The sequence below is a fragment of the Paraburkholderia sp. D15 genome, from assembly GCF_029910215.1.
In the GTDB taxonomy this organism is placed as follows: Bacteria; Pseudomonadota; Gammaproteobacteria; order Burkholderiales; family Burkholderiaceae; genus Paraburkholderia.
The window spans coordinates 488,670-511,056 of sequence record NZ_CP110395.1 but is presented as its reverse complement, the minus strand read 5'-3'; the positions used below and the strand labels follow the sequence as shown (position 1 = coordinate 511,056).

Here is a 22,387-nt window from a genome sequence, read left to right as displayed (position 1 = left end):
CGGCTCCCTCGAACATCGTCGCGAGCTCGCACAATCCAGTGGGGGCGGCCTGCTTGCGGGCGCGGCGCCGGACCCGCGTCAGTCACGCAGGAGTCCAAGCGTTCTTGCTTCATAAATCGCTTCCGCCTTGGACGTGACCTTCAGCTTGCCGTAGATGCGCCGCACGAAGCTGCGCACCGTGAAATGCGACACCGCCATCAGCCTGGCGATTTCCTGCGTCGTGAAACCCCTGGTGATGAAGTCGAGGACTTCCGCTTCGCGAGCGGATAAAGGCGATGGCGACGGTGATGGCGTAACCGCGGCAGCCGGCGCCGCCGCTTGACGCAGCGCCACGCCACCTTGCTGAAACCGCGTGAGGATCTGCCGCGCGATGATCGGGCTGATCGGACTGCCGCCGCTTGCGACGCTGCGGATCTCATCGGCAATGCGCGCCGATGAGCTGTCCTTGAGCAGATAGCCGGCGGCGCCGGCCTCGATCGAGCGCATCACATGCGTCTCGTCGCCGAAATTCGTGCTGACCATGATGTTGCAGCGCGGCCATGCCTGCGCGGCCGCCGCGATGACGTCGATGCCCGAGCCATCCGGCAAGCCGAGATCGACGAGCAATACGTCGGCGGGAGCGCCTTGCAGCAGCGCGAGTCCTTCTGCCCGCGTACCGGCCACCCCGGCGAGATGCATATCTGCCTCGGCCTGAATCACCTGCCGAAGATCGTTCAGAAACGCGTGATCGTCCTCGACGACGCTAATCGAAACGGTCGCGGAATCGGAGCGTGAGGCTGGCATGAAGGCAATTTGTAGGGACACGCGCGGGCGCGCCGTGTAGCGCGTTTGTGCTACAGAAACGGCGGAATCGTCAGACTATACTCGATTTCAAATCAAAGCCGCCGCAACGGGGATTCACCATCGCGATCGCGATTTGCGCACCTGTCTCGACGGGCGAAACGTCTTGAGTTTCGCCTTGAGCATGCGCCAGCGCGCGTCGCCGCTCGTCACGTTTTCACACCGATTTTCTTCGTGTTTCCGGCCATGCGGCCGGCTGCATGATGCACGACCCACGCAGTCGAGTTCACAACTACTCCAATTCGAGGCCACAGACATGCAATTTCAGCGCGGCTACACCCAATGCAATACCAACCGGCTCGTTCCGCCGTCCCTCACGACATTCAAGGGGCAACTGCACTGCTTTTATCAGCAGGAGGGCAGTATCCGTTTGATGCATGCCCGGTCGTCGAATGGTTTCTATTGGGATCCCGCGACTGCGGCGGCCATGACCGACGTCACGACCGGCAACAAGATCCAGACGAGCGCCGGCCCCTGCAGCGTCGTCTATCAGGATCGCCTGTACGTGTTCTTTCGCGCGGATCGCGGCGATGGGGTGTATTACGTCACCTCGTCCGACGGCGTGACGTGGAGCGCCCCCGTCGACATGAAACGGCGCGCGAGGTCGCATCTGTCGGTTGCGGCGCACGACGAGTCGCTCGTCCTCACCTATGTGAACTTCGAAGGCGACGCGGTCATGTACTCGAAGCTGTCGGCCGGCGCGTGGGTCCACGGCAACACCGGCCATTCGACCTCGGCGAATCGGCCGGGCATCGCCGCATTCGATGGCCGGTTCCATATCTTCTACAAGGACGGTCATGGCAAGACGGGCGTCATGCACATCTCGTCGCGTGACGCGAAGGACTGGGTAGGCGGAGAGTTCTTCCACGTCGCCGGCAATGCCGAGACCAGCGCGTCGCCTACCCCGGTCGCTTATAACGGGCAACTTCACCTGTTCTATCGGGACAATGGCGGCAACGCGGTTTATCACGTCTTCTCCCGCGACGGCTACCGGTTCGAATACGCGAAGCCGCTCAATATCGGCCTGGATATCGACGAAGGGCCGGCCGCCGCCGCGCTAGGCGACATGCTGTGCGTGATCGGTGTGGATGCCGACGGCAAGGGCATCATGCGAGCGCTTCACTTCCCGTCGATCGAATCGGCGTTGAAGGGCTGGGATTGCGTTGCAGCGGTGGATCTCGGCGCGCTGCCGTTGGAGTCCGCTTTTAGTACGCAGCAGGAAGCCGCACTGACGGATGCATCGCGCGACGACGCTCTCGGCGTGCATCTCGACTCTGGCGTAGTGGCTGCCGCCGGCCACGTTGGCACGTCCGGCTTCGCCGTGTCCTTCCCGCTGAAGGCACAAGCAGACGGCGTGGTGTCGACACAAACCAATGCCGATGCCAAGGCAGCCGACGCGCGCGTGGTGGTGACGCCGTCCGTCAAACTGGTGCCGTCGCCGGAACAGGACGGACAGTGGGACCTCATGCTCGACTTTTCACGTCTGACGGCCCCGCCGCGAGTGGAAGGCGTGCATCGCGCCGCGGACGCAGACGCCGCCGCGCGACTGGGTGAAACGCTCGCCTCGCGGATCGCATCGCAGCCCGCGCAGCGCCTCGGTTCGTTCTCAGCGCCGTTTCCGGACGGTACGCAATTCCCCTACATCGAAACGATCGTCGTGCCGGATTCCGCTCGGCCCAAGGGCATTCTCGTCGTCCTGCTGTCCACCCAAGGCGGAGCGCCGCAGCCGCATCGACACGACTTCGACTCGTCGGTGTTGCCGGCCGGCAGCGACGCCGCGCTGTACGTCAGCAACGGGATCACGATCCACGTCGTCGGTGATGTAGTCCAGAGCCGCCTTCGAGAGGAGATGGGACCGCAGGGACGGGACGGGACGCGGCCCTTGACGTACGGGTACAAGGTCACCTCGGACGTACCGCATCAGGAACGTCTGCGCGCCTTTACCGATGGGCAGTATTGCCGCTTCTGGAAAAGGGATTACACGCCTGCCGTGGACTGGTCGTGGGTCGATATCGTCCATTCCAGGCTGACGGTCGACTTGCGAGTGGTCGCCGACGTCCGCATCCCCGTCACGACCCGATCGCTCACCAGCTACGTCTACGCGGAAGCGATCCCGAGCCTCGCGATGCAGATCGGGCAGAACCGTTCGCAGATCGTCTTCCAGCTGGAAACGCCGGTGCCGACCAACCACGAGGTACACGGCGGACTGGGTAAATGCGTCGACGGTCGCGCCGCGGATGCGGCGAGAGACCTTGCTCAGGAACTCGGCAAGATCTTGTCGAAGATTCAACCGATCGGGATCGGCGATCTCGGCCAATTCACGCAAGCGTCGATCAACGCGCTCGGCGAGTTGTGTATCGCCGCCGTGCGCAAAGCGTGACAGGGGATATTCGCCGTGGACACATTGAACCGCATCGATCACTTCGTCGTGCTCATGCTGGAGAACCGCTCGTTCGATCACCTGCTGGGTTTCATGAAGGCGCCGGATTATCCGATCGACGGCTTGCAGGGCGACGAATCGAATCCCGCCGATCCGAACGACGCGTCGTCGCCCCGCTACACCGTGAGCGACGACGCGAACTACAGCGATCCTCCCGTCGATCCCGGGCATAGTTTCAACCCGGCTTCCATGACGCAGATGTTCGGCCTGAGCAAGGAAGCCCGGCAAAAACTCGACTGGCTGCCGGATACGCCGCCCACCAACAGCGGCTATGTCCACGACTATCAGCAGCGGCTTGGCGGTCGTCCCGAGGACATCATGAAGTGCTTCGCGCCCGAACGCCTGCCGGTGCTGACGACGCTCGCCCGCGAATTCGCGATCTGCGACCGATGGTTCAGCTCGGCGCCGGGGGCCACGTGTCCGAACCGGCGATTCGTTCACGCGGCGACGTCGGACGGCTATCTGGGCGGCACGCAAAAAGTGACCTCGTCCCGCACGATTTTCGAACTGCTCAAGAAGGCGGGGAGGAGCACCGCCGTCTACTATCACGACGTGCCGCAATCGCTGACGATGCTGTCGGTGATGGCGCACGCGCCGTTCAATCCGATCGACCGGCTCTCGCGCGATCTCGAAAAAGGCACGCTGCCGCACTACTCGTTCATCGAACCGCGCTATTTCGACCAGCGAGGTTTGCGTGCGAACGACCAGCATCCGTCGAACGACGTGCTGGAGGGCGAGAAGTTGATTGCGTCGTTGTACAACGCTATCCGCCAATCTCCGCTGTGGGAGAAGACAGCGCTGATCGTCACGTACGACGAAGCCGGCGGGACCTACGATCACGCCGGTTCGCCGCCGACCGTCAACCCTGATGGAAGGATCGGCGAAGACGACGACGAGGATGGCAAGCTCATCCGCTTCAGGTTCGACAGGCTCGGTTTTCGCGTGCCGGCGGTGGTCGTTTCACCGCTGATTCCCCGGATGACCATCGACTCGCGTGTGCACGATCACACCGCCATCGCGGCGCTGCTCGAAAAGCGCTTTGGCCTGCCTAATCTGACGGCGCGCGATAAGTGGGCTGGTGAGAACGATCTTTCCACGTTGTTCTCGCTCGCTGAGCCGCGAACCGATACGCCGCTGAGTTTGGCGCCGCTGGCCGCAAGGAAGACGCTCACCGTCGAACACGCCGCCCCGCTCAACGGGCTTCAGTTCGAACTGGTGGAATCGGCGCAAGCGCTGGTGAAACATGACGCCGGGTTGGATGAATTGAGGCGGCGTGCAATGAAGGCCAGTCATCAGGGCGATGCAGTGGCGTATTTGCAGGAGGTCATGCTTCGATTGGGCGTGGGGAAGGAGAGCGGGCGCGAATGAGACGAGCCAAGCCTTGATCAAACGAGAAGGCGCGTGGGATCGCAGGCTGGCTCCCGAATTCCGCAGCACGTTGCCGACAGTGAAATGCTTAGGGAAGCAGAGGCACGACGACACGCCAAGCCTGGCGCACGGCGTCTTCCACGGCGCGCAACCCGCCACCGGTGCGCCACTGGCGGCCAAACGTATTAAGACAGGAGGCGGTCCGGAAGGCGGAATGAACGGGTTCGTCAACGGCAGCCTGCTGGGTCGCGACGCGGACGAATTCATTGCAGTCATGGCGAACGCACCGGGACCTTTAGAACTAACGCCGATGCCCGACTATCACAACGGCGCGCCGTGGTGGATTTTTTCGCGCGTCGACGGACAAATACTCATGCAATTCCCTGAGGGGGGCGACGCATACAACGAGCTTTATCTCAATGACAAATGGTACGGTTTGTTGCCGAAAGAAGCCCAGCTTGATCCTGCTGGACTGGTAAGACAGCGACTCGGCAAGAACGAAACGGGCACTAATGTGCTTGTTGACCATTACAAGTCCACCTTAAAGCAGGTGGTCATACGCCAAAGCCAACTAAAGAACAAATACCACGGCAACACGTATGTGGCATACGCTAACGGAGGACTGGACACTCGTTCGCCATCATCCGGTACGTCTGCTGGAACCGACAGCAAAAACACGCCCAGCATCGAGCATGGGGAACCGACGAAAGACTTGCTGACATGGGGCAATGCCGTTTGGACAAGCGATCTCCCCTCCGATGTACAGGAGAATGAGCTTCGTGGCGCCAGATGCCTACATGATTCGGGAAAGGGCGAAATTCGCGTGCTACTTGAGGAGCGCAAGCTAACTGTCACGTTCACTGTGCAAAAGACTAACCAGATACCCAACGTGAGCAGTTCAACGGACTGGGCACGCGTGGCGAACAAGACAGGGATCATTCGTGGTGACGGGACTGTGCCAGCATGGTCGGCGGATGCCCAGGCGCGCGGCCTGAAGCCTGATATCCCTGGCGCCCGGGCGAAAGGGGTCCAAATGGCTTTCGTCCAGGCGGGCTACGAGCACATGAAGAGTTACGCGCACCCGTGGACCCGATGGGCACTTCTTTATAGCGTGGTGCAGATCGTGAAGAATGTCCCCGTACCCGGAGAATCATGATGATCCGCTTTGTTCGCTCATTGTTTTTGCTGGCGGGGTTTTGCGCCTGCTCTTTTGCTTTTCCCGTGGAACCGACAATGAATAATCCTTTGCTTTCCAAAGCCCGTCCGTGGTGTATCGGCCGCCTCCTCTTCGATAGGCCTGTCTCGAGTGAGCTTTCGAATGAGGTCTATCAGTATCGTGGCGAAAAACTTGTTACAACTCACGATGTTTCACAAGAGACCTACGATGCCAAGGTCTCAATACGCGAGAAGGAACTTCGTACCCGGCAACGAGTGAATCCAGTCAATCTGGATGAGAAGACCGGACACGTGTGGCTGGAAAAAGCGTTTTCACCGGTGTCGCATTCGCGGATTTTCATATACAACGACGCGGTGGCGAAAACAGCGACCTTGCCGTTCGATACGGAAGGATATCTATTCGCAAATCGAACGCTTGTCCATACGACAGGCATGATCGGCGCGGATGCCCTTGATCGCGTGGAAAGCATTTATGACGACACCTACAAGCGCATCAAGATGCGTGATAACTGGACAGTACCGACGGAACCCGGATTTTGCTTTGACGGTGGAATCGTAACTGGATCGTCGAACTATACGGAAGAAGTCAGCCAGTCGTTCGCTCTGATGCCGGGCCGGCCTGCGCTGCTGGTGATCAAATTGCGCGATGCAGCGGATGGCGATCAGGGTCAGTTGCTTAGTCGTGATTTGCCCGCGTTGCGAGCGAAACTAGACGACATGCCCGGTAGCTACCGCATCCTGCGCCAAGGCAAACGGAAGATTGCCGGCATGGATGCCGAGGAGGTGTTGTTCGCGCTCAGGGACGGGACCGTCACCGTATATCGCTTCTACCTGCTGGCATCTGGAAATACCGCCACCCTCGCGCAACCGCATACGTCGATCGAACTGCTGCTAGGCACATCAGCCCGGAGCGACCTGCCACCGGATCAGGCTACCTCCCCTGTCGATGAGGCGGGGGCGCTACAAGCTTGGGACACGTTGCTAAGCAGCCTACGTGCAAGGCCGGGGGCGATCTGATGGAAGACGAATCGTGAGGCGTTACGACATTGTGAAAGGTGACGTGACAACGGTCGGCGGTATCGTGCAAAGCGGCGACACACGCGATTTGCTCGGTGAACGCGAACAGGCGTATGAGGGCGATCCAGTCCTTTGTCCAGTCTGTAAAACCGTAGGGCGAATCCAGTGCGAGGGCCCGCGCGTTTCAATGACGGGTCCCGATGCCCGGCAGGCAGCGTTGAGTGACGACGTGTGTATGTGCGCGTGTACACCGCCTCCGCGCCTGCTGCCCTCGCAGAAGACCTCATACGTCGACGTATAGGGTCGCAGAGCTAAAGCGGCTAGCAAAATGTAACCTGGTTCAACCATCGGTAAAGGACGGCGGTATGGTTAAGAAAATTATCGGAGCCGGTTTGTTATTAGCATGGGCTTTCGCTGTATCCGGTTGTCAATCGTTATGGGATTGCATACAGGCACTCGGCGGAGGCTGCCACTCCTAGCAGAAGAACTTAGTCTACGGTCGCTGGCGGCTGCGCGGAGAAATAGATGCATCACACAGTTGGTCGCTTCGTCTACATCCGGATGGAGACAAGGCAATCATTCCCTTAATCGATTCCAATCGACGAGAGGATGTCCGCGTCTACAGCCTACAAGATAGCGCCATCAAGGGGACATTGACCCTCGCGCAGCGTGCGACCTTACAAATCACATCGGCTATGTAGGCCGGAAGTCCAGAACTGAAAAACCGCGCAAACAAAAAGACCCGGAGGTTCGGGCTAAGTCAATGACTTAGCCCGAACCTCCGGGTCTTTCTTTACATCAGGCGACAACGTTCAGTCGAGATCGCTTAGAACGGTTCCGCTTACCATCCCAGCGAGGCCTTTCGGCAGTCTAACCGGTGCAACGTAAACGAGTAGCTCGTCTGAGGGCCACTTGTTTACACGGTTCTGCCGTTCCGGGAACTATATTCCTCACTGGCATGAGGGGTGCAGGGGGAGGCGAGCAGAGTAGTTATCCACAGGCGAGAGCCGCAGGACCCCACCGTGCAGCACGGCATCTTTGACGAATCCATGCCTGCACTCGAACCGTAACCTTAGCTGACTGTTACATAGTCCAAAAGCGCACCAACGAACCATATGCGGAGATATTGCCAAAGAATAGGATGTTATGCGCGCTGGGAGGTCCGCTTTTTGTTTTGACGTAAGACCGCCATTAGCCGAAACTGCTGCGCTGTGCACGTTTCATAATACTAATCGGGGGAAGGCATGGCGGCAGATGAAAATAGGTCAAAGCTCGTACGCATAAGTGTTCGCAACATCGGGTGCATCGGAAACGATGCAGTGGACATTTCGCTCGACAACGTCGTGTGCCTCGTAGGGCGCAACAATGCCGGGAAGTCGACGATCCTTCGCGCATACGAGCTGGCCAAGGGCTCTATCCCCTTTGAGCCGGGGCGGGATCGACATCTGCACGCGAATAACGATCAACCGTCAGAAGTGATCCTCGACGTTCACATTCCAGACGGCATCGGAAACATTGCACCCGAGTGGAAGGTAAACGAAGACGGCTTGCGCATAGTCAGGAGTCGCTGGCAGTGGGCGCCCCCGTCTTTCCAGAGCGTGCGCACGACATGGAATCCAACTGGTGGGGCAGACAATGTCGGAGATTGGGATCCTGACAAAAATGCTGCTGGTCTAGACAACGTTTTTACGTCACGGCTACCTCGGCCGCTTCGCATCGGATCCCTTGACGATTCCGAGAAGACTGAGCAGATGCTGCTAACCCTAGCTCTGACACCGTTGATCGCGAGTCTCGAGAAGGAGCGACAAAATGCCGAGTCCGCTTTGTCTCAAGCGATTTCTAATATCACAGCCAATATCAATGAACTCAGCGTAGCTCACGAAGAGACATTCAACCAGATCGCCGCGCAAGTAACCAATGGATTTAGAAGTGTCTTCCCGTCGCTGGGCGTCCGCCTGAACATCGCTTCAGCTCCGTTTGCGGTGAAGGTCGACGATCTGGTGAAGAAAGGGTCCGGGCTCCGAATCGCTGACGGTAAGGCTGACACGTCGCTTGCGCAGCAAGGAACGGGCGCTCGTCGGGCGCTTTTTTGGGCAATGTTACAAGTACACAACGAATTAACGCGGGAAAAGGAAATTCGAAGCGAGTTCCAGAAGAAGATCGAGAAAGAACTCGCCGACGAAGCAAAGAAAAAGACCAAGAAGATTTCCGATGAGGCTCGCGCTGAGATCGACGCGCGCATTGCGACGCTCACGGCGTTGCTCGACGCCCATATCGCTGGAGCGCCTATACCCGAAAGTCCTGATGACCCGTCATTGCCTGGTTATCTGCTACTAATCGACGAACCGGAAAATGCCTTGCATCCTATGGCGGCCCGGGCTGCGCAACGGCACCTTTACAAGCTGGCCGAAAGTCCGGACTGGCAAGTCTTGATGACTACCCATTCGCCGTACTTCGTTAATCCTTTTGAGGACCATACAACAATCGTACGGCTGGAACGCGTCGGCGCGGATGATGAAGCGCCCATAGCGCCGAAGACATATCGATCTGATTTCATCACGTTTGAAGGCGATGAGAAGCAAAGATTGCAAGCCCTACAGCACATTGACCCTAGTCTTGCGGAAGTGTTTTTTGGTTCCTACCCAGTGCTCGTTGAGGGCGACACCGAGCATGCTGCGTTTATCGCTGCCATCGTGGAAAAAGAACAAGAACTCATGGACCGGGCGACTGTCATCCGGGCTCGCGGAAAGGCGATACTCGTGCCGCTGATCAAGGTATTGCGCCATTTCAAGATCGGCTTCGGCATTGTGCACGACTGCGATCCACCGTTCAAAACCAACGGAGACAAAAACGGCATGTGGACCGAGAACAAGAAAATCCGGGATGCAATTATGGAGGCTAGAACTGCTGGCCTGCAGGTTCGGCATCGGGTAAGCGTGCCCGATTTCGAACGGTTCCTTGGTGGCGACGAAGAGTCCAAGGATAAGCCGTTGAACGCCTATCGAGCGATAACCGAAGACGCAAAATTGGGGGAACAAGTTCAGACACTGTTGAAAGACCTCGTCCGCGGCGAACAACACGAGCCGTTTGCTCCGGATGACATGAAGGCTGACTATATGGAACTGTTGCGTTCGAAAATCCTGCGCTGGGCTGCAAGCCACGGCCTCGAGAATACCGTCCGCTTTGCCGGCAATCCTAAGGCCTGACAGACGCAACGCGTTCGTTGCTACATGGCGCAAACCAGCGGGACGATTCTTGGAGTGGCCTGCCACAGGCCTTTCCCGACCACGCGTCGCTGGCGGCGCTGAGAGCGTAGTACGAGGGCTTGACCGCGCGTGCCGCAGTGAGCCGGTATCTTTCCCACATTCGTGCAGTGGGGCAATCCGCCCGCGGGCTTCTTGGACGAGTCATGAAGCGTCTGATTCGCATTGCGGAGGCGTATGGGGGCGGTGACCTCGTCGCAGCGCCCGGGTGTCGGGGTACCGACCGCACCCGGCGGCCCGCGATCGCATGTCGCGCGATCGCGGTGCTGCGTCAATTCGCGAGAGGTGAGCCGAAAATTGACGACGACATCAGTCTTTGGCTGCCAAGGCGTCCAGTTATGGTACTGAAGTCGCAGGGAAGGCGAGCATCGAGATCAATGCCACGTGCATCCAGGAAGATCTGGAAAATCATTATGCTGCGGAGGACCATGCCAATGGTGTTGGCAGCTAAATTCCTCCCCCGCACGTCCGTCAGCGCAAAGACGGTAGGCTCGAACATAGGCTGTCCGTCCCTATCAAGCAGGATCGGAAGTCGTTCGTCCGAGGTGAGAACAATAGTCTTGACGCGGTAACCGGAAGACATTGTTTACACTTTTTCATGTACACGATTGCAACTACTATAGGTACAAATCGGAAAAAACGTGAACAATGAAAAACCCCGGCAAGCACAAGGCTTACCGGGGTTTTGTTTACAGAATTATCTAGGTATATCCTGTAGAGTAGGTCTCAAGTTTGAAGTGATCTCCCCAGCGACCTCTCGTCAAACCGTGCTTGCAGTTTTCCCGCACACGGCTTTCCGACTGCCTTCAGCCAGCAGCGTTACAACGGCACAGGGCGTGCATACCGACTTGATTCCTCTCCGGTCACCGACAGGCCATACAACTTGAAGAGCCCGTGGTAATCATAGAACCAAGATGGCGGGTGGTCCCTCCACCCCTTAGCTCGCTTCTTGTGCTTCTTCCGAAGCATGATGCAGAGCGTCCACGTCGTGTAGTTCGCGATGCTCAAGAAGTGCTTCCTTGAGTTACCCGTCTTGAAGTAGTTTCCCCAGCCGCGAAGAATCGGATTGACCTTCTCCTTGATGAGCTGCGGCAGATTCCAGTGCTGCCCTGTTCGGACAACCTCCCGAATCTTCTTCTTGACCGACTTCATCGCCTTGGGCGAGGGGTAGTAGTACGACTTGAGCTTGCCCGTCACCTTCGACGGTTGGGCTACAAATCGGTGACCCAGAAAGTCGAACGGCTCCTCCCGGGCATCTACTATCCGTGTTTTCTGCGCATTGAGCGTGAGACCAAGACGATCCAGCACTTTCTTGGCCTCCCCCAGATAAAACTCGGGGTTCTTGTTGCACAGAATTACGAAGTCGTCGGCGTACCGCACAATGTGAGCATCGTACGGCCGATTAGCAAACGCCTTCTTCACCCATGTGTGATCCAGCCAGTGCAAGTAGAGGTTTGCGAGCAAGGGAGAGATAACTCCCCCCTGTGGTGTCCCGGTCGTTTCCGTCCGGACTCGCATATCCTCCATCACACCTGCTTTGAGCCACATTTCGATCAGTTTTACAACAGACCGATCTATGACCTTGGATCGCACTGAAAGCAGCAGTTTGTCGTGTGGAATCGTATCGAAATAAGCCTTCAGATCCGCATCCACAACCCAATGGCATTTGAAATTCAGCCATTTGTAGACTTCCCGCAGGGCCTGTTGCGCACTCTTCCGAGGGCGAAAGCCATACGAAAAATCCTTGAAACTCGCCTCGAACATAGGTTCGATAACAAGCTTCACTGCTGCCTGAACCACGCGATCGGCAATGACTGGTATGCCCAGCGGTCTTTGCGATCCATCGGCCTTAGGGATATACACCCGTCTAACCGGTAGAGGCTTGTACCGCTTCGCTTTGAGACGTGATTGGATTCCATCCAGAAAATCGCTAAGACCGATTTCGCTTTCAATTACGTCGAAAGTTTGTCGGTCGATGCCAGGGGCACCTTTGTTGGCTTTCACCTGTTGGTACGCCGACCACAGCACATCGCTTTGGCACACTTTGTCATATAACGCACCGAATTTTCGCGTCGGATTCGTCTTGGCTGCCTGGTATAGCTTTCGTTGCAGTACTCGCACACTTTCTAACGGCGTGTTTTTAGCTTTCGCAATCACGCAGTGCCTCCTACAAAAAGAGCATGACAGAAGCAGAGGCCCTTCCCTCCGGCAAGGTTATGTTGTCCTTGCCATCAACAGTACTATGACCTCCTCCGACTTCTCTATCCCGCGTTTCTCCGAACTTCGGCGGTTACCTTATATCGTCGATTACGTGGCGGGTTAAGCCACGACGGGTAGAGATCTCGTTCGTTCCGCTCAGTGCTTTATATGCATCCCATCCTCAATACCCCGAGTTCCTATCATGGCTTCAAGTGGTTAGTTAATCCACCATGACTCGCTGGCCTTCGCCCCCGTTCTAGAGGCTCGGCGGAACCACCCTACACCACACCACTCCCAGCATACTCGTGTGGCTGACATTTACGAGGCTTGTTCAGGTTCACTTTCGTTACGGGCTGCATATTTGCGCGCTCCCACTGACTGGGTCGGGGGACACGTTTATCCGGCGTTGCTCCCATGTTTCAGTCGCCATCCACATGTACGCCATCGCTACGCAGTCAAACTAACCAACTACTGCGACAGGACTCGCACCTGTTAGACACTGAGCAGCTTACCGAACCGCTCAGAACGGAATATCGTCATCCATCTCATCAAACCCGCCGCCAGCCGGCGCGCTCGGACGGCTCGAACCACCACCGCCACCACCACTACCACCGCGCGAACCACCACCCGACGACATGGCGCGACCACCACCACCGCCGCCACTGCGCTCCGACGGCTCACCGCGGCTATATCCGCCCTCATCGCCGCCACCGCCCATCGAACCACCGCGGCCGCCCAGCATCTGCATCTGTTCCGCGACGATTTCCGTCGAATAACGATCGGTGCCGTCCTGCGCCTGCCACTTGCGCGTACGGATACGCCCTTCGAGATAAACCGACGAGCCTTTCTTCAGATACTCGGACACGATTTCCGCGAGGCGGCCGAAGAACGACACGCGGTGCCATTCGGTGGCTTCCTTCATCTCGCCGGACGCCTTGTCCTTGTAACGATCCGTCGTGGCCAGGCGGATGTTCGCCACTGCGTCGCCGCTCGGAAGATAACGGACTTCCGGATCGGCTCCGAGGTTGCCGACGAGAATGACCTTGTTCACGGATGCCATGAGTTTCTCCTGTTGATTCCGTTGCGGGCGGCGCGGCACGGCGCGGTTCGCGTCTCATGGCCGGCAGGCCCGAGACCAGAACTGCGCCTCTGCCCGCCGCCGGGTGAGTTCTGGTGTGCCGTTACGCCTTACGCGGCGGCTGTTTCATGTTGGCGGCGATTATAAGCCAGCACAACACGAGGCCCGAGCACGTAAAGAATACCGCGCTTGCCCCGTCGACCTTGAGCAGCCAGCCGCCGACCACGCCGCCCAGCGCGAGGCCGATCGACTGCGTGGTGTTGTAGACGCCGGCGGCCGCGCCCTTGCGCGTGCCCGGCGCCAGTTTCGACACCAGCGAAGGCTGTGACGCCTCGAGAATATTGAAGCCGAGAAAGTACACGAAAAGGATCGCTGCCACAGTCAGAATCGTATGCGGTGCAACGCCCAATAACAACTGGCCGATCAGGATAAGACCGATCGCCGACAGCAGCACGATTTTCATCTTGCCGCGCTTCTCGGCGGCGATGATCGCCGGCACCATCATCACGAACGACAGCCCCATGACCGGCAGATAAACCTTCCAGTGCGACGCGACCGGCAAGCCGCCCGCGACGAGGATGCGCGGCACGACGAGGAACAACGCGGTTTGCGTTGCGTGCAGCACCAGCACGCCGAAGTTCAGGCGCAGCAGTTCGACGTTATGCAGCACCTCGGCGAACGGCGCACGCACGTGTACCGGCTTCGGCGCATCCGGCACCACCCACAGCACGAGGCCGATCGCCAGAATCGCGAACACGCCGACCAGCGTGAACAGTCCGCTCATGCCGAGCCACTGGAACACGATCGGCGCACCGACGATCGCCACCGCGAACGACACGCCGATGCTGCCGCCCACCATCGCCATCGCCTTGGTGCGATGCTCTTCCGCCGTCAGATCGGCGATGAACGCGATCACCGCCGACGACACCGCGCCCATCCCCTGAATCACGCGGCCGACGATGATCCACGTCATGTCGTGCGCGCCCGCCGCGACGAAGCTGCCGAGCGCGAAGATCAGCAGCCCGGCCGCGATGACCGGCTTGCGGCCGATCTTGTCCGACACCCAGCCGTAGAAGATATAGAGCATGGACTGCGTGACGCCGTACGCGCCGAGCGCGATGCCCACCAGCAGCAGGTTGTCGCCGCCCGGGATCGTTTTCGCGTAGACCGAGAACACCGGCATGATCATGAACAGACCGAGCATGCGCAGCGCGAAGATCGCGGCCAGCGACATGGTCGCGCGTAGTTCAGGCGCGCTCATGCGCGAGGAAGTTGCGGATGGATTGGACATCGGAAGCGTAATTTGAATGAGCGGCGCGACATTCGAGCCGTCGGACTGGCAGCGTGCCCGCGGGCGGCTCGTAGCGCAGCGGTGCCTCGTGGTTGCCTCGTGGTTGCCTTGCAGTCGCGGAAAACGGCCCCAGTTGGACCACTTTCCCGCGGCGCCGGACCGCTGCCTTACAGCTTGCCTTAGCGCTTCTTCGGGCTGTCAGGGAGCCGTAACGGCCGTCTCGAAAAGTCGTTATAGTAGCAGGTTTAGCCCCTTCCTCTTTCCGCCAGTTCATGGAATAAATCCGTGGAACAAATCCGTATTCGTGGGGCTCGCACCCACAACCTGAAGAACGTCAACCTCGATCTTCCACGTCACAAGCTCGTCGTCATCACGGGCCTTTCGGGCTCGGGCAAATCGTCGCTGGCGTTCGACACGCTCTATGCGGAAGGCCAGCGCCGCTACGTCGAAAGTCTGTCGGCCTACGCACGCCAGTTCCTGCAATTGATGGAAAAGCCGGACGTCGATCTGATCGAAGGGCTGTCGCCGGCGATCTCGATCGAACAGAAGGCGACCTCGCACAACCCGCGCTCCACGGTCGGCACGGTCACGGAAATCCACGATTACCTGCGGCTATTGTTCGCACGGGTCGGCACGCCGTATTGCCCGGATCACGAGATCCCGCTGGAAGCGCAAAGCGTCTCGCAGATGGTCGACGCCGCGCTCGCGTTGCCGGACGAAACCCGCTTGATGATCCTCGCGCCGGTCGTGGCCGACCGCAAGGGCGAGCACGTCGAGCTGTTCGAGGAAATGCAGGCGCAGGGCTTCATCCGGTTTCGCGTGCGTTCGGGCGGCGGCACCGCCAACGAAGGCGTCGCCAAAATCTATGAAGTCGACTCGCTGCCGAAGCTGAAGAAAAACGACAAGCACACCATCGACGTGGTGATCGACCGTCTGAAGGTGCGGCCGGACATGAAGCAGCGCCTCGCCGAATCGTTCGAAACGGCGTTGCGTCTCGCCGACGGCCGTGCGATCGCGCTTGAAATGGATACGGACAAGGAGAAGCTGTTCAGCTCGAAGTTCGCCTGCCCGATCTGCTCGTACTCGCTGCAGGAACTGGAGCCGCGGCTCTTCTCGTTCAATAACCCGATGGGCGCGTGCCCGGAATGCGACGGCCTGGGTCAGATCACCTTCTTCGATCCGAAGCGGGTGGTCGCGCATCCGTCGTTGTCGCTGGCGGCCGGCGCGGTGAAGGGCTGGGACCGGCGCAATCAGTTCTACTTCCAGATGCTGCAGAGTCTCGCCGCGTTCTACGAGTTCGATATCGACACGGCGGTCGAGGATCTGCCGGAAAAGGTCCGCAAGATCCTGCTGTTCGGCTCGGGCAAGCAGGAGATTCCGTTCTCGTACATCAACGAGCGCGGCCGCACGTCGGTGCGCGAACACGTGTTCGAAGGGATCATCCCGAATCTGGAGCGGCGCTATCGCGAGACCGACTCGGTCGCGGTGCGCGAGGAACTCGCCAAGTATCAGAACAACCAGCCCTGCCCCGCTTGCGCGGGCACGCGGCTGCGCCGCGAGGCGCGCTTCGTGCGGATCGGCGCGGACAGCGACGCGCGCGGCATCTTCGAAATCAGCGGCTGGCCGCTGCGCGATGCGCTCGGCTATTTCCAGACGCTGCGTCTGGAAGGCTCGAAGCGCGAAATCGCCGACAAGGTGGTCAAGGAAATCGTCGCGCGGCTGATGTTCCTGAATAACGTCGGGCTCGATTACCTGTCGCTCGAACGCAGCGCGGAAACGCTGTCGGGCGGCGAGGCGCAGCGCATCCGGCTCGCGTCGCAGATCGGCTCGGGCCTGACCGGCGTGATGTACGTGCTGGACGAACCGTCGATCGGTCTGCATCAGCGCGACAACGACCGGCTGATCGCGACGCTCAAGCATCTGCGCGATCTCGGCAATTCGGTGATCGTCGTCGAGCATGACGAGGACATGATCCGCATGGCCGACTATGTGGTCGACATGGGACCGGGCGCGGGCGAACACGGCGGCATGGTGATCGCGGAAGGCACGCCCAAACAGGTGCAGGCGAACGCCGCGTCGATGACCGGACAGTACATGTCCGGTGCGCGCAGCATCGAGTTTCCGGACGAGCGCAAGGAACCGGACGAACGGCGTCTGCGCATCGTCGAGGCATACGGCAACAATCTGCGGCACGTGTCGCTCGATCTGCCGGTGGGTCTGCTGACCTGCGTGACCGGCGTGTCCGGCTCCGGCAAGTCGACGCTGATCAACGACACGCTGTACCACGCGGTCTCGCATCACCTGTACGGATCGTCGACGGAGCCGGCGCCGTACGAATCGATCGAAGGCCTCGAACATTTCGACAAGGTGATCAACGTCGACCAGTCGCCGATCGGCCGCACGCCGCGTTCGAATCCGGCCACCTACACCGGGCTGTTCACGCCGATCCGCGAGCTGTTCGCGGGCGTGCCGGCGGCCAAGGAGCGCGGCTACGATCCGGGCCGTTTCTCGTTCAACGTGAAGGGCGGCCGCTGCGAATCCTGCCAGGGCGACGGCGTGCTGAAGGTCGAGATGCACTTTCTGCCGGACGTCTACGTGCCCTGCGACGTCTGCCACGGCAAGCGCTACAACCGCGAAACGCTGGACGTCCAGTACAAGGGCAAGAACATCAGCGAAGTGCTCGACATGACGGTGGAGAACGCCTACGAGTTCTTCAAGGCGGTGCCGGTCGTCGCGCGCAAGCTGAAAACCTTGCTGGACGTGGGGCTGGGCTATATCCGCCTGGGCCAGTCGGCCACCACGCTGTCGGGCGGCGAGGCGCAGCGGGTCAAACTTTCGCTGGAACTGAGCAAGCGCGATACGGGTCGCACGTTATACATCCTCGACGAGCCGACCACCGGTCTGCACTTCCACGACATCGCACTGCTGCTGGAAGTGATCCACCGGCTACGCGATCACGGCAATACCGTCGTGATCATCGAGCATAATCTGGATGTAATAAAGACCGCCGACTGGGTCATCGACCTCGGTCCGGAAGGCGGCGCCGGCGGCGGTCAGATCATCGCCCAAGGCACGCCGGAGCAGGTGGCCAAGTCGAAGGCAAGTTTTACCGGCAAGTATCTGGCGCCGTTGCTCAAACGCGCGGCCAGCAAAAAGTAACGCGGCACCTCACGGGTGGGAGACGGAATAAGCCATGGCCAAGCGGAATCAGGCGCGCGACGACGGGCAAGTGCAGGACCTACGCCCACGCCCGGTCAGGCTGACGAGCGACATGAGCCTGCCGAAACTGTCGGCGGTCGAAATCGGCAGTTATGTCGTGATGCTGCTCGGCATGTGGGCGGTGATCGAGTTGAAGCTGCTCGGCGCGTTGCTCGCCGGGCTGCTGGTGTACCAACTGGTGCATACGATCGCGCCGCGCATCGAGCGTCATATGTCGAGCAAGCGGGCGCGCTGGCTGGCCGTGGTGATTCTGTCGGTGGTGATCGTCGGGTCGCTGACGGGCATCACGCTGGGGATCATCGCCCACTTCGAGAACGACGTGCCGAGCGTGCAGAAGCTGCTCGATCAGGCAATGCAACTGGTCGACGAAGCGCGCGGCCGCATTCCGCAGTTCATCGCCAAGTATCTGCCGGTCGATACCGAACAGATGAAGACCAAGGCCACCGAACTGATGCAGACGCACGCCAACATGCTGCAGCAAAGCGGCAAGACGGCGGCGCGCGCGTTCACGCATATTCTGATCGGCATGATCATCGGCGCGATCATCGCGGTCGGCGCGCAGAAGCATATGCAGCGGCTGCCGTTGTCCACGGCGTTCGTCGCGCGCGTCACGCGCTTCGCCGATGCGTTCCGCCGCATCGTGTTCGCGCAGGTGAAGATTTCCGCGATCAACGCGGTGTTCACCGGCATCTTCCTGCTGGTGGTCCTGCCGATCTTCCACGACCGCCTGCCGCTGTCGAAAACGCTTGTGCTGGTGACCTTCATCGTCGGCTTGCTGCCGGTGATCGGCAATCTGATCTCGAACACGATCATCGTCGCGGTGGCGCTATCGGTGAGCTTTCCGGCGGCGGTGATGTCGCTGGTTTTCCTGATCCTGATTCACAAGCTCGAATACTTTCTCAACGCACGGATCGTCGGCGGACAGATCGAAGCGCGCGCATGGGAACTGTTGATCGCGATGCTGGTGATGGAAGCCGCGTTCGGCATTCCGGGTGTGGTCGCCGCGCCGATTTTTTATGCGTATATCAAGCGGGAGCTGATTTATTTGCGGCTGGTGTGACGGTTCGCCGGGGCGCTGCCGCCCTCTCCGTTCGGGCCCGACACGCTTCTTGCCGCTGACTGCAAGTTTCCCGTAAGATGCGAACAATTCCCATTTGCACGCATCCTGTCCCGTGATCATTCCGCCGTCGTCTCTTCTCGCCTTGCGGGTTCGTGCATGAGGCGCCAGTTCGTTCGCCTGCACCGCTGGTTTGGCGTCGCCACCGCGCTGTTTCTGTTCGTCGCGGGTCTCACCGGCGCGATCATCGCGTGGGACCATGAACTCGACGCGGCGCTCAACCCGACGTTCTTCAAGGCACGCAGCGCGGCGCCCGCGCTGTCCGGGCTGGAACTCGCGCGCCGCGTCGAAGCGGCGGACCCGCGCTTGCAGGTCACTTATCTGCCGCTCACCGCCGAGCCCGGCCACACGCTGCAGATGATGGTGCTGCCGCGCACCGATCCCGCGACAAAGCAACCCTACGCGCTCGACTTCAACCAGATCGCCGTCGATCCCGCCACCGGCGAGATTCAGGGCCGCCGCGAATGGGGCGCGGTGTCGCTCGCACGGCTCAACCTGATTCCGTTCATCTACAAGCTGCACTACACGCTGCATCTGCCGTTCGCGGGCGGCATCGACATCGGCACGTGGCTGATGGGCATCGTCGGGATTATCTGGCTGTTCGACAGCATGATTGCGCTGGCGCTGTCGTTTCCGAGCGTCAAGGCGTGGCGCAAGTCATTCGCGTTCCGCCTCGGACGCGGGGGCTACGCACTCACCTTCGACCTGCACCGCTCCGGTGGCGTGTGGATCTGGGCTCTGCTGACGATCGTCGCGCTGACCTCGATCTCGATGAATCTGTCCGGCCCGGTAGTCCGCCCGATCGTCGCGTCGCTCTCCTCGCTGACGCCGAATCCGGTCGATAACCCGGAGGTCCGCCGCCCGCCGCAACCGGGCGATCCGGTGCTGAGCCGCGAGCGCATCGTCGAACTGGCCGGGCAGGCGGGCAAGGCCCAGCACCTGAAGGCGCCGCCGGGTGGCATCTATTACGCGGAAGTCTTCCACGCCTACGGCGTCGGCTATTACGCGCCGGGCAACGATCACGGCGACATCGGCCTCGGCAACGCGTGGATGTATTGGGACGCGGCCACCGGCAAACCGCTCGGCGCGCAGATTCCCGGTCAAGGCTCGGCCGGCGACGTCTTCATGCAGGTGCAATTCCCGCTGCACTCGGGGCGCATTCTCGGCATCGGCGGACGGATTCTGATCAGCGCGGTCGGCCTCGCGGTTGCCGTGCTGAGCGCGACGGGCCTGCTGATCTGGCTGAAGAAACTGAACGCGCGTAGGCGTTCGGCGCAGAATGCGCGGTCGGCGCGACCGGCGCAGACCCCGCGCGATGCCCAGCGAGCACCGTCACCGCAAAGCGCGCGCGTCGCGCGTGACGCCAGCCGCTCCGCCCCGCAGTCGTAACGCAATAAAAAACCCCACGCCTCGACAAGCGTGGGGTCGCTCCGCAGTCTGAAGCGCCGGAACCAGCCGGCGCTTTTTCATTTCAACGCACGCAGTACCAACCGGCGCTTAACGGAACACCACCGTCTTGCTGCCATTCAGCACGACGCGATGTTCGACGTGCCACTTCACCGCGCGCGCGAGCGTCACGCACTCGACGTCGCGGCCGATCGCCGTCAGTTGCTCCGGCGTCATGCTGTGGTCGACGCGCTCCACTTCCTGCTCGATGATCGGACCTTCGTCGAGATCCGTGGTCACGTAATGCGCGGTGGCGCCGATCAGCTTCACACCGCGGTCGAACGCCTGGTAGTAAGGCTTCGCACCCTTGAAGCTCGGCAGGAACGAGTGATGAATGTTGATCGCGCGACCGGCCAGCGCCTCGCACAGTTGCGGCGACAGAATCTGCATGTAGCGCGCGAGCACCACCAGATCGGCCTGATGTTCGTCGATCACTTCGAGCACGCGCGCTTCCTGCGCGGCCTTCGCGTCGGGCGTGCCGCCCAGCAGCGGGAAATGATGGAACGGAACGTCGTAGCTGGCGGCGAGCTGATAGAACTCCTTGTGGTTCGAGATGATGGCCGGAATCTCGATACCCAGCTGACCGGTGCGATAGCGGAACAGCAAATCGTTCAGGCAATGGCCGATCTTCGACACCATGATCACCACGCGCGGTTTCACCGACGCGTCGTGCATCTCCCAGCGCATGCCGAACTGCTCGGCGAGCGTCACGAACGACGCGCGCAGCGCCTCCAGACCCGGATCACCGCCCACCTGCTGGAAATGCACGCGCATGAAGAACTCGCCGGTGCGGCTGTCGCCGAACTGCGCGGAGTCGAGAATGTTGCTGCCGCGCTCGAACAGGAAGCCGGACACCGCGTGGACGATGCCGGGCCGGTCGGCGCACGAGAGTTTGAGAATAAAGCTGTGATCGGTCGACATGACCTGGGTGACTCCCTTCTTCAATGCGTGGTTGATTCGGTGTGGTCGGTTCGAAACGGTGCCGGGCTCAAGAGACTCAAGCCGGCTCAAGCGTGTTCAAGCGTGTTCAAGCGGACACAGGCGGCACAGGTGGAACGAACAGCTCGCCGATCCCGGCGCAAGCGTCTTCATCGATCCAGCGGCGGCGCAGCAGACAATCCAGCGTGGCGAGACTCGCGTCCACCGTCATCGCGTTCTCTTCGATCCAGCGCGCTACCTCGTCGATGCGCGCGAGCCGGTGCTCGCCCACTTCGCCATCCTGATTGCGCGGCGCGAAATCGGCCGGCAACGCGAGGTCGTAGATAAAAATCTGTTCGGCCTGCGTGCCTTCCGGCAACGATTGCAGCACATGCGCGGTGCGGCCCGCCACGGCGCGCGCGGCGATCTCCTCGGGAATGCCGGCTTCTTCCCAGCACTCCTTGACGATCGTCGCCTCGATTCCAAAGCCCCAGCCGATGCCGCCCGCGACGACGTTATCGAGCATGCCCGGATCGGTCGCCTTGGTGTCGCTGCGGCGCGCGATCCACAACTGCGGCGCGCCGTCCTCGTATTCTACGACGCCGTTCAGATGCACCGCATACGTCAGCGTGCCGAAGAAGCGCGAAGCCGCGCGTTCGATATACGCAAGCGGCGGCGCGTCGAACGCATTGCGGATCGCGTAAGTTTCGTTGCGCCACCCGGGGATGCGGCCTTCCGCGGCCAGCGCGCCGATCACCGAGCCGAGCGCGGCGCTGCGCAGATCGACGGTATCGAAGCGGTTCGACAAGCTCACGCGGGCCGCATCGATCTCGAACACGTCGGGCCAGCGCGCGAGCAGCGATACGTCGCCCCGACGAATCCAGCCGACCTGTTCGGCGCCGATCCAGAACGGCAGATGCGCATGCCGGTCGAAACGGCGCGCGGCGGTAAGGCAAGGCAAAGTCATGCAGAACTCCAAATGAATCGTAGGCGCTCGCGTGCCGGGTTGCGTGTT

Annotated in this window: 15 protein-coding genes; 9 read left to right on the top strand and 6 right to left on the bottom strand. The window is 60.4% G+C overall.

Annotated elements, in window-relative coordinates:
- Positions 1-78: 78 nt before the first annotated feature.
- Entirely contained in the window at positions 79-783 is a 705-nt protein-coding gene (locus LFL96_RS02230) for a response regulator transcription factor (protein ID WP_280997555.1), read from the bottom strand.
- A 313-nt stretch (positions 784-1,096) separates the two neighbouring features.
- Here LFL96_RS02230 and LFL96_RS02225 point away from each other — a divergent pair, with 313 nt between their 5' ends.
- From LFL96_RS02225 to LFL96_RS02200, 6 genes are all read left to right on the top strand, one after another.
- On the top strand, positions 1,097-3,220 hold the full coding sequence (locus LFL96_RS02225; protein ID WP_280997553.1) for a hypothetical protein: 2,124 nt from the start codon (positions 1,097-1,099) through the stop codon (positions 3,218-3,220).
- Positions 3,221-3,235: 15 nt separating this feature from the next.
- Positions 3,236-4,648, top strand: a complete 1,413-nt coding sequence (locus LFL96_RS02220) for an alkaline phosphatase family protein (protein ID WP_280997551.1) — start codon at positions 3,236-3,238, stop codon at positions 4,646-4,648.
- 13 nt (positions 4,649-4,661) lie between these two features.
- Complete coding sequence (locus tag LFL96_RS02215; RefSeq protein WP_280997549.1) at positions 4,662-5,804, top strand: hypothetical protein; 1,143 nt, start codon at positions 4,662-4,664, stop codon at positions 5,802-5,804.
- Positions 5,804-6,841, top strand: a complete 1,038-nt coding sequence (locus LFL96_RS02210) for a T6SS immunity protein Tli4 family protein (RefSeq protein WP_281000878.1) — start codon at positions 5,804-5,806, stop codon at positions 6,839-6,841. Before LFL96_RS02215 ends, LFL96_RS02210 begins: the two co-directional genes overlap by 1 nt.
- A 13-nt stretch (positions 6,842-6,854) precedes the next feature.
- Complete coding sequence (locus LFL96_RS02205) at positions 6,855-7,142, top strand: PAAR domain-containing protein (protein ID WP_280997547.1); 288 nt, start codon at positions 6,855-6,857, stop codon at positions 7,140-7,142.
- 1,018 nt (positions 7,143-8,160) lie between these two features.
- Positions 8,161-10,047: an AAA family ATPase gene (locus LFL96_RS02200; protein WP_280997545.1), complete on the top strand. Its 1,887-nt coding sequence runs from the start codon at positions 8,161-8,163 to the stop codon at positions 10,045-10,047.
- 876 nt (positions 10,048-10,923) lie between these two features.
- Here LFL96_RS02200 and ltrA read toward each other — a convergent pair.
- The 3 genes from ltrA to LFL96_RS02185 all read right to left on the bottom strand — a co-directional run bounded on the left by ltrA (position 10,924) and on the right by LFL96_RS02185 (position 14,672).
- Entirely contained in the window at positions 10,924-12,261 is a 1,338-nt protein-coding gene (gene ltrA / locus LFL96_RS02195; protein WP_280997543.1) for a group II intron reverse transcriptase/maturase, read from the bottom strand.
- A gap of 562 nt (positions 12,262-12,823) precedes the next feature.
- On the bottom strand, positions 12,824-13,363 hold the full coding sequence (locus LFL96_RS02190) for a single-stranded DNA-binding protein (RefSeq protein ID WP_280997541.1): 540 nt from the start codon (positions 13,361-13,363) through the stop codon (positions 12,824-12,826).
- 121 nt (positions 13,364-13,484) lie between these two features.
- Positions 13,485-14,672, bottom strand: coding sequence for an MFS transporter (locus LFL96_RS02185; protein ID WP_280997539.1), 1,188 nt, complete (start codon positions 14,670-14,672; stop codon positions 13,485-13,487).
- A gap of 285 nt (positions 14,673-14,957) precedes the next feature.
- On the opposite strand from LFL96_RS02185, the gene uvrA reads away from it, so the two are divergent.
- The 3 genes from uvrA (at position 14,958) to LFL96_RS02170 (ending at position 20,397) form a co-directional block, all read left to right on the top strand.
- Positions 14,958-17,831, top strand: coding sequence for an excinuclease ABC subunit UvrA (gene uvrA / locus LFL96_RS02180; protein ID WP_280997537.1), 2,874 nt, complete (start codon positions 14,958-14,960; stop codon positions 17,829-17,831).
- Positions 17,832-17,865: 34 nt separating this feature from the next.
- Positions 17,866-18,951 (top strand): AI-2E family transporter, encoded by a 1,086-nt coding sequence (locus LFL96_RS02175; protein ID WP_280997535.1) that lies wholly within the window; start codon positions 17,866-17,868, stop codon positions 18,949-18,951.
- Positions 18,952-19,107: 156 nt separating this feature from the next.
- Positions 19,108-20,397 carry a PepSY-associated TM helix domain-containing protein gene (locus LFL96_RS02170; protein ID WP_280997533.1) on the top strand — a complete coding sequence of 430 codons (1,290 nt, stop codon included), beginning with the start codon at positions 19,108-19,110 and terminating at the stop codon, positions 20,395-20,397.
- A 108-nt stretch (positions 20,398-20,505) separates the two neighbouring features.
- Here LFL96_RS02170 and purU read toward each other — a convergent pair whose 3' ends face one another.
- The gene (gene purU, locus LFL96_RS02165) at positions 20,506-21,375 is read right to left on the bottom strand and encodes a formyltetrahydrofolate deformylase (protein WP_280997531.1); all 870 of its coding nucleotides are present in this window, start codon (positions 21,373-21,375) and stop codon (positions 20,506-20,508) included.
- A 106-nt stretch (positions 21,376-21,481) separates the two neighbouring features.
- Positions 21,482-22,339 carry a DUF4743 domain-containing protein gene (locus LFL96_RS02160; protein WP_280997530.1) on the bottom strand — a complete coding sequence of 286 codons (858 nt, stop codon included), beginning with the start codon at positions 22,337-22,339 and terminating at the stop codon, positions 21,482-21,484.
- Positions 22,340-22,387: the final 48 nt, after the last annotated feature.

Bases quoted from the DNA above. Each gene is read 5' to 3' on its own strand.
- LFL96_RS02230 (WP_280997555.1), bottom strand. From the start codon at position 783: ATGCCAGCCTCACGCTCCGATTCCGCGACCGTTTCGATTAGCGTCGTC.
- LFL96_RS02225 (WP_280997553.1), top strand. From the start codon at position 1,097: ATGCAATTTCAGCGCGGCTACACCCAATGCAATACCAACCGGCTCGTT.
- LFL96_RS02210 (WP_281000878.1), top strand. From the start codon at position 5,804: ATGATCCGCTTTGTTCGCTCATTGTTTTTGCTGGCGGGGTTTTGCGCC.
- LFL96_RS02190 (WP_280997541.1), bottom strand. From the start codon at position 13,363: ATGGCATCCGTGAACAAGGTCATTCTCGTCGGCAACCTCGGAGCCGAT.
- LFL96_RS02185 (WP_280997539.1), bottom strand. From the start codon at position 14,672: ATGTCCAATCCATCCGCAACTTCCTCGCGCATGAGCGCGCCTGAACTA.
- LFL96_RS02175 (WP_280997535.1), top strand. From the start codon at position 17,866: ATGGCCAAGCGGAATCAGGCGCGCGACGACGGGCAAGTGCAGGACCTA.
- LFL96_RS02170 (WP_280997533.1), top strand. From the start codon at position 19,108: ATGAGGCGCCAGTTCGTTCGCCTGCACCGCTGGTTTGGCGTCGCCACC.
- purU (WP_280997531.1), bottom strand. From the start codon at position 21,375: ATGTCGACCGATCACAGCTTTATTCTCAAACTCTCGTGCGCCGACCGG.
- LFL96_RS02160 (WP_280997530.1), bottom strand. From the start codon at position 22,339: ATGACTTTGCCTTGCCTTACCGCCGCGCGCCGTTTCGACCGGCATGCG.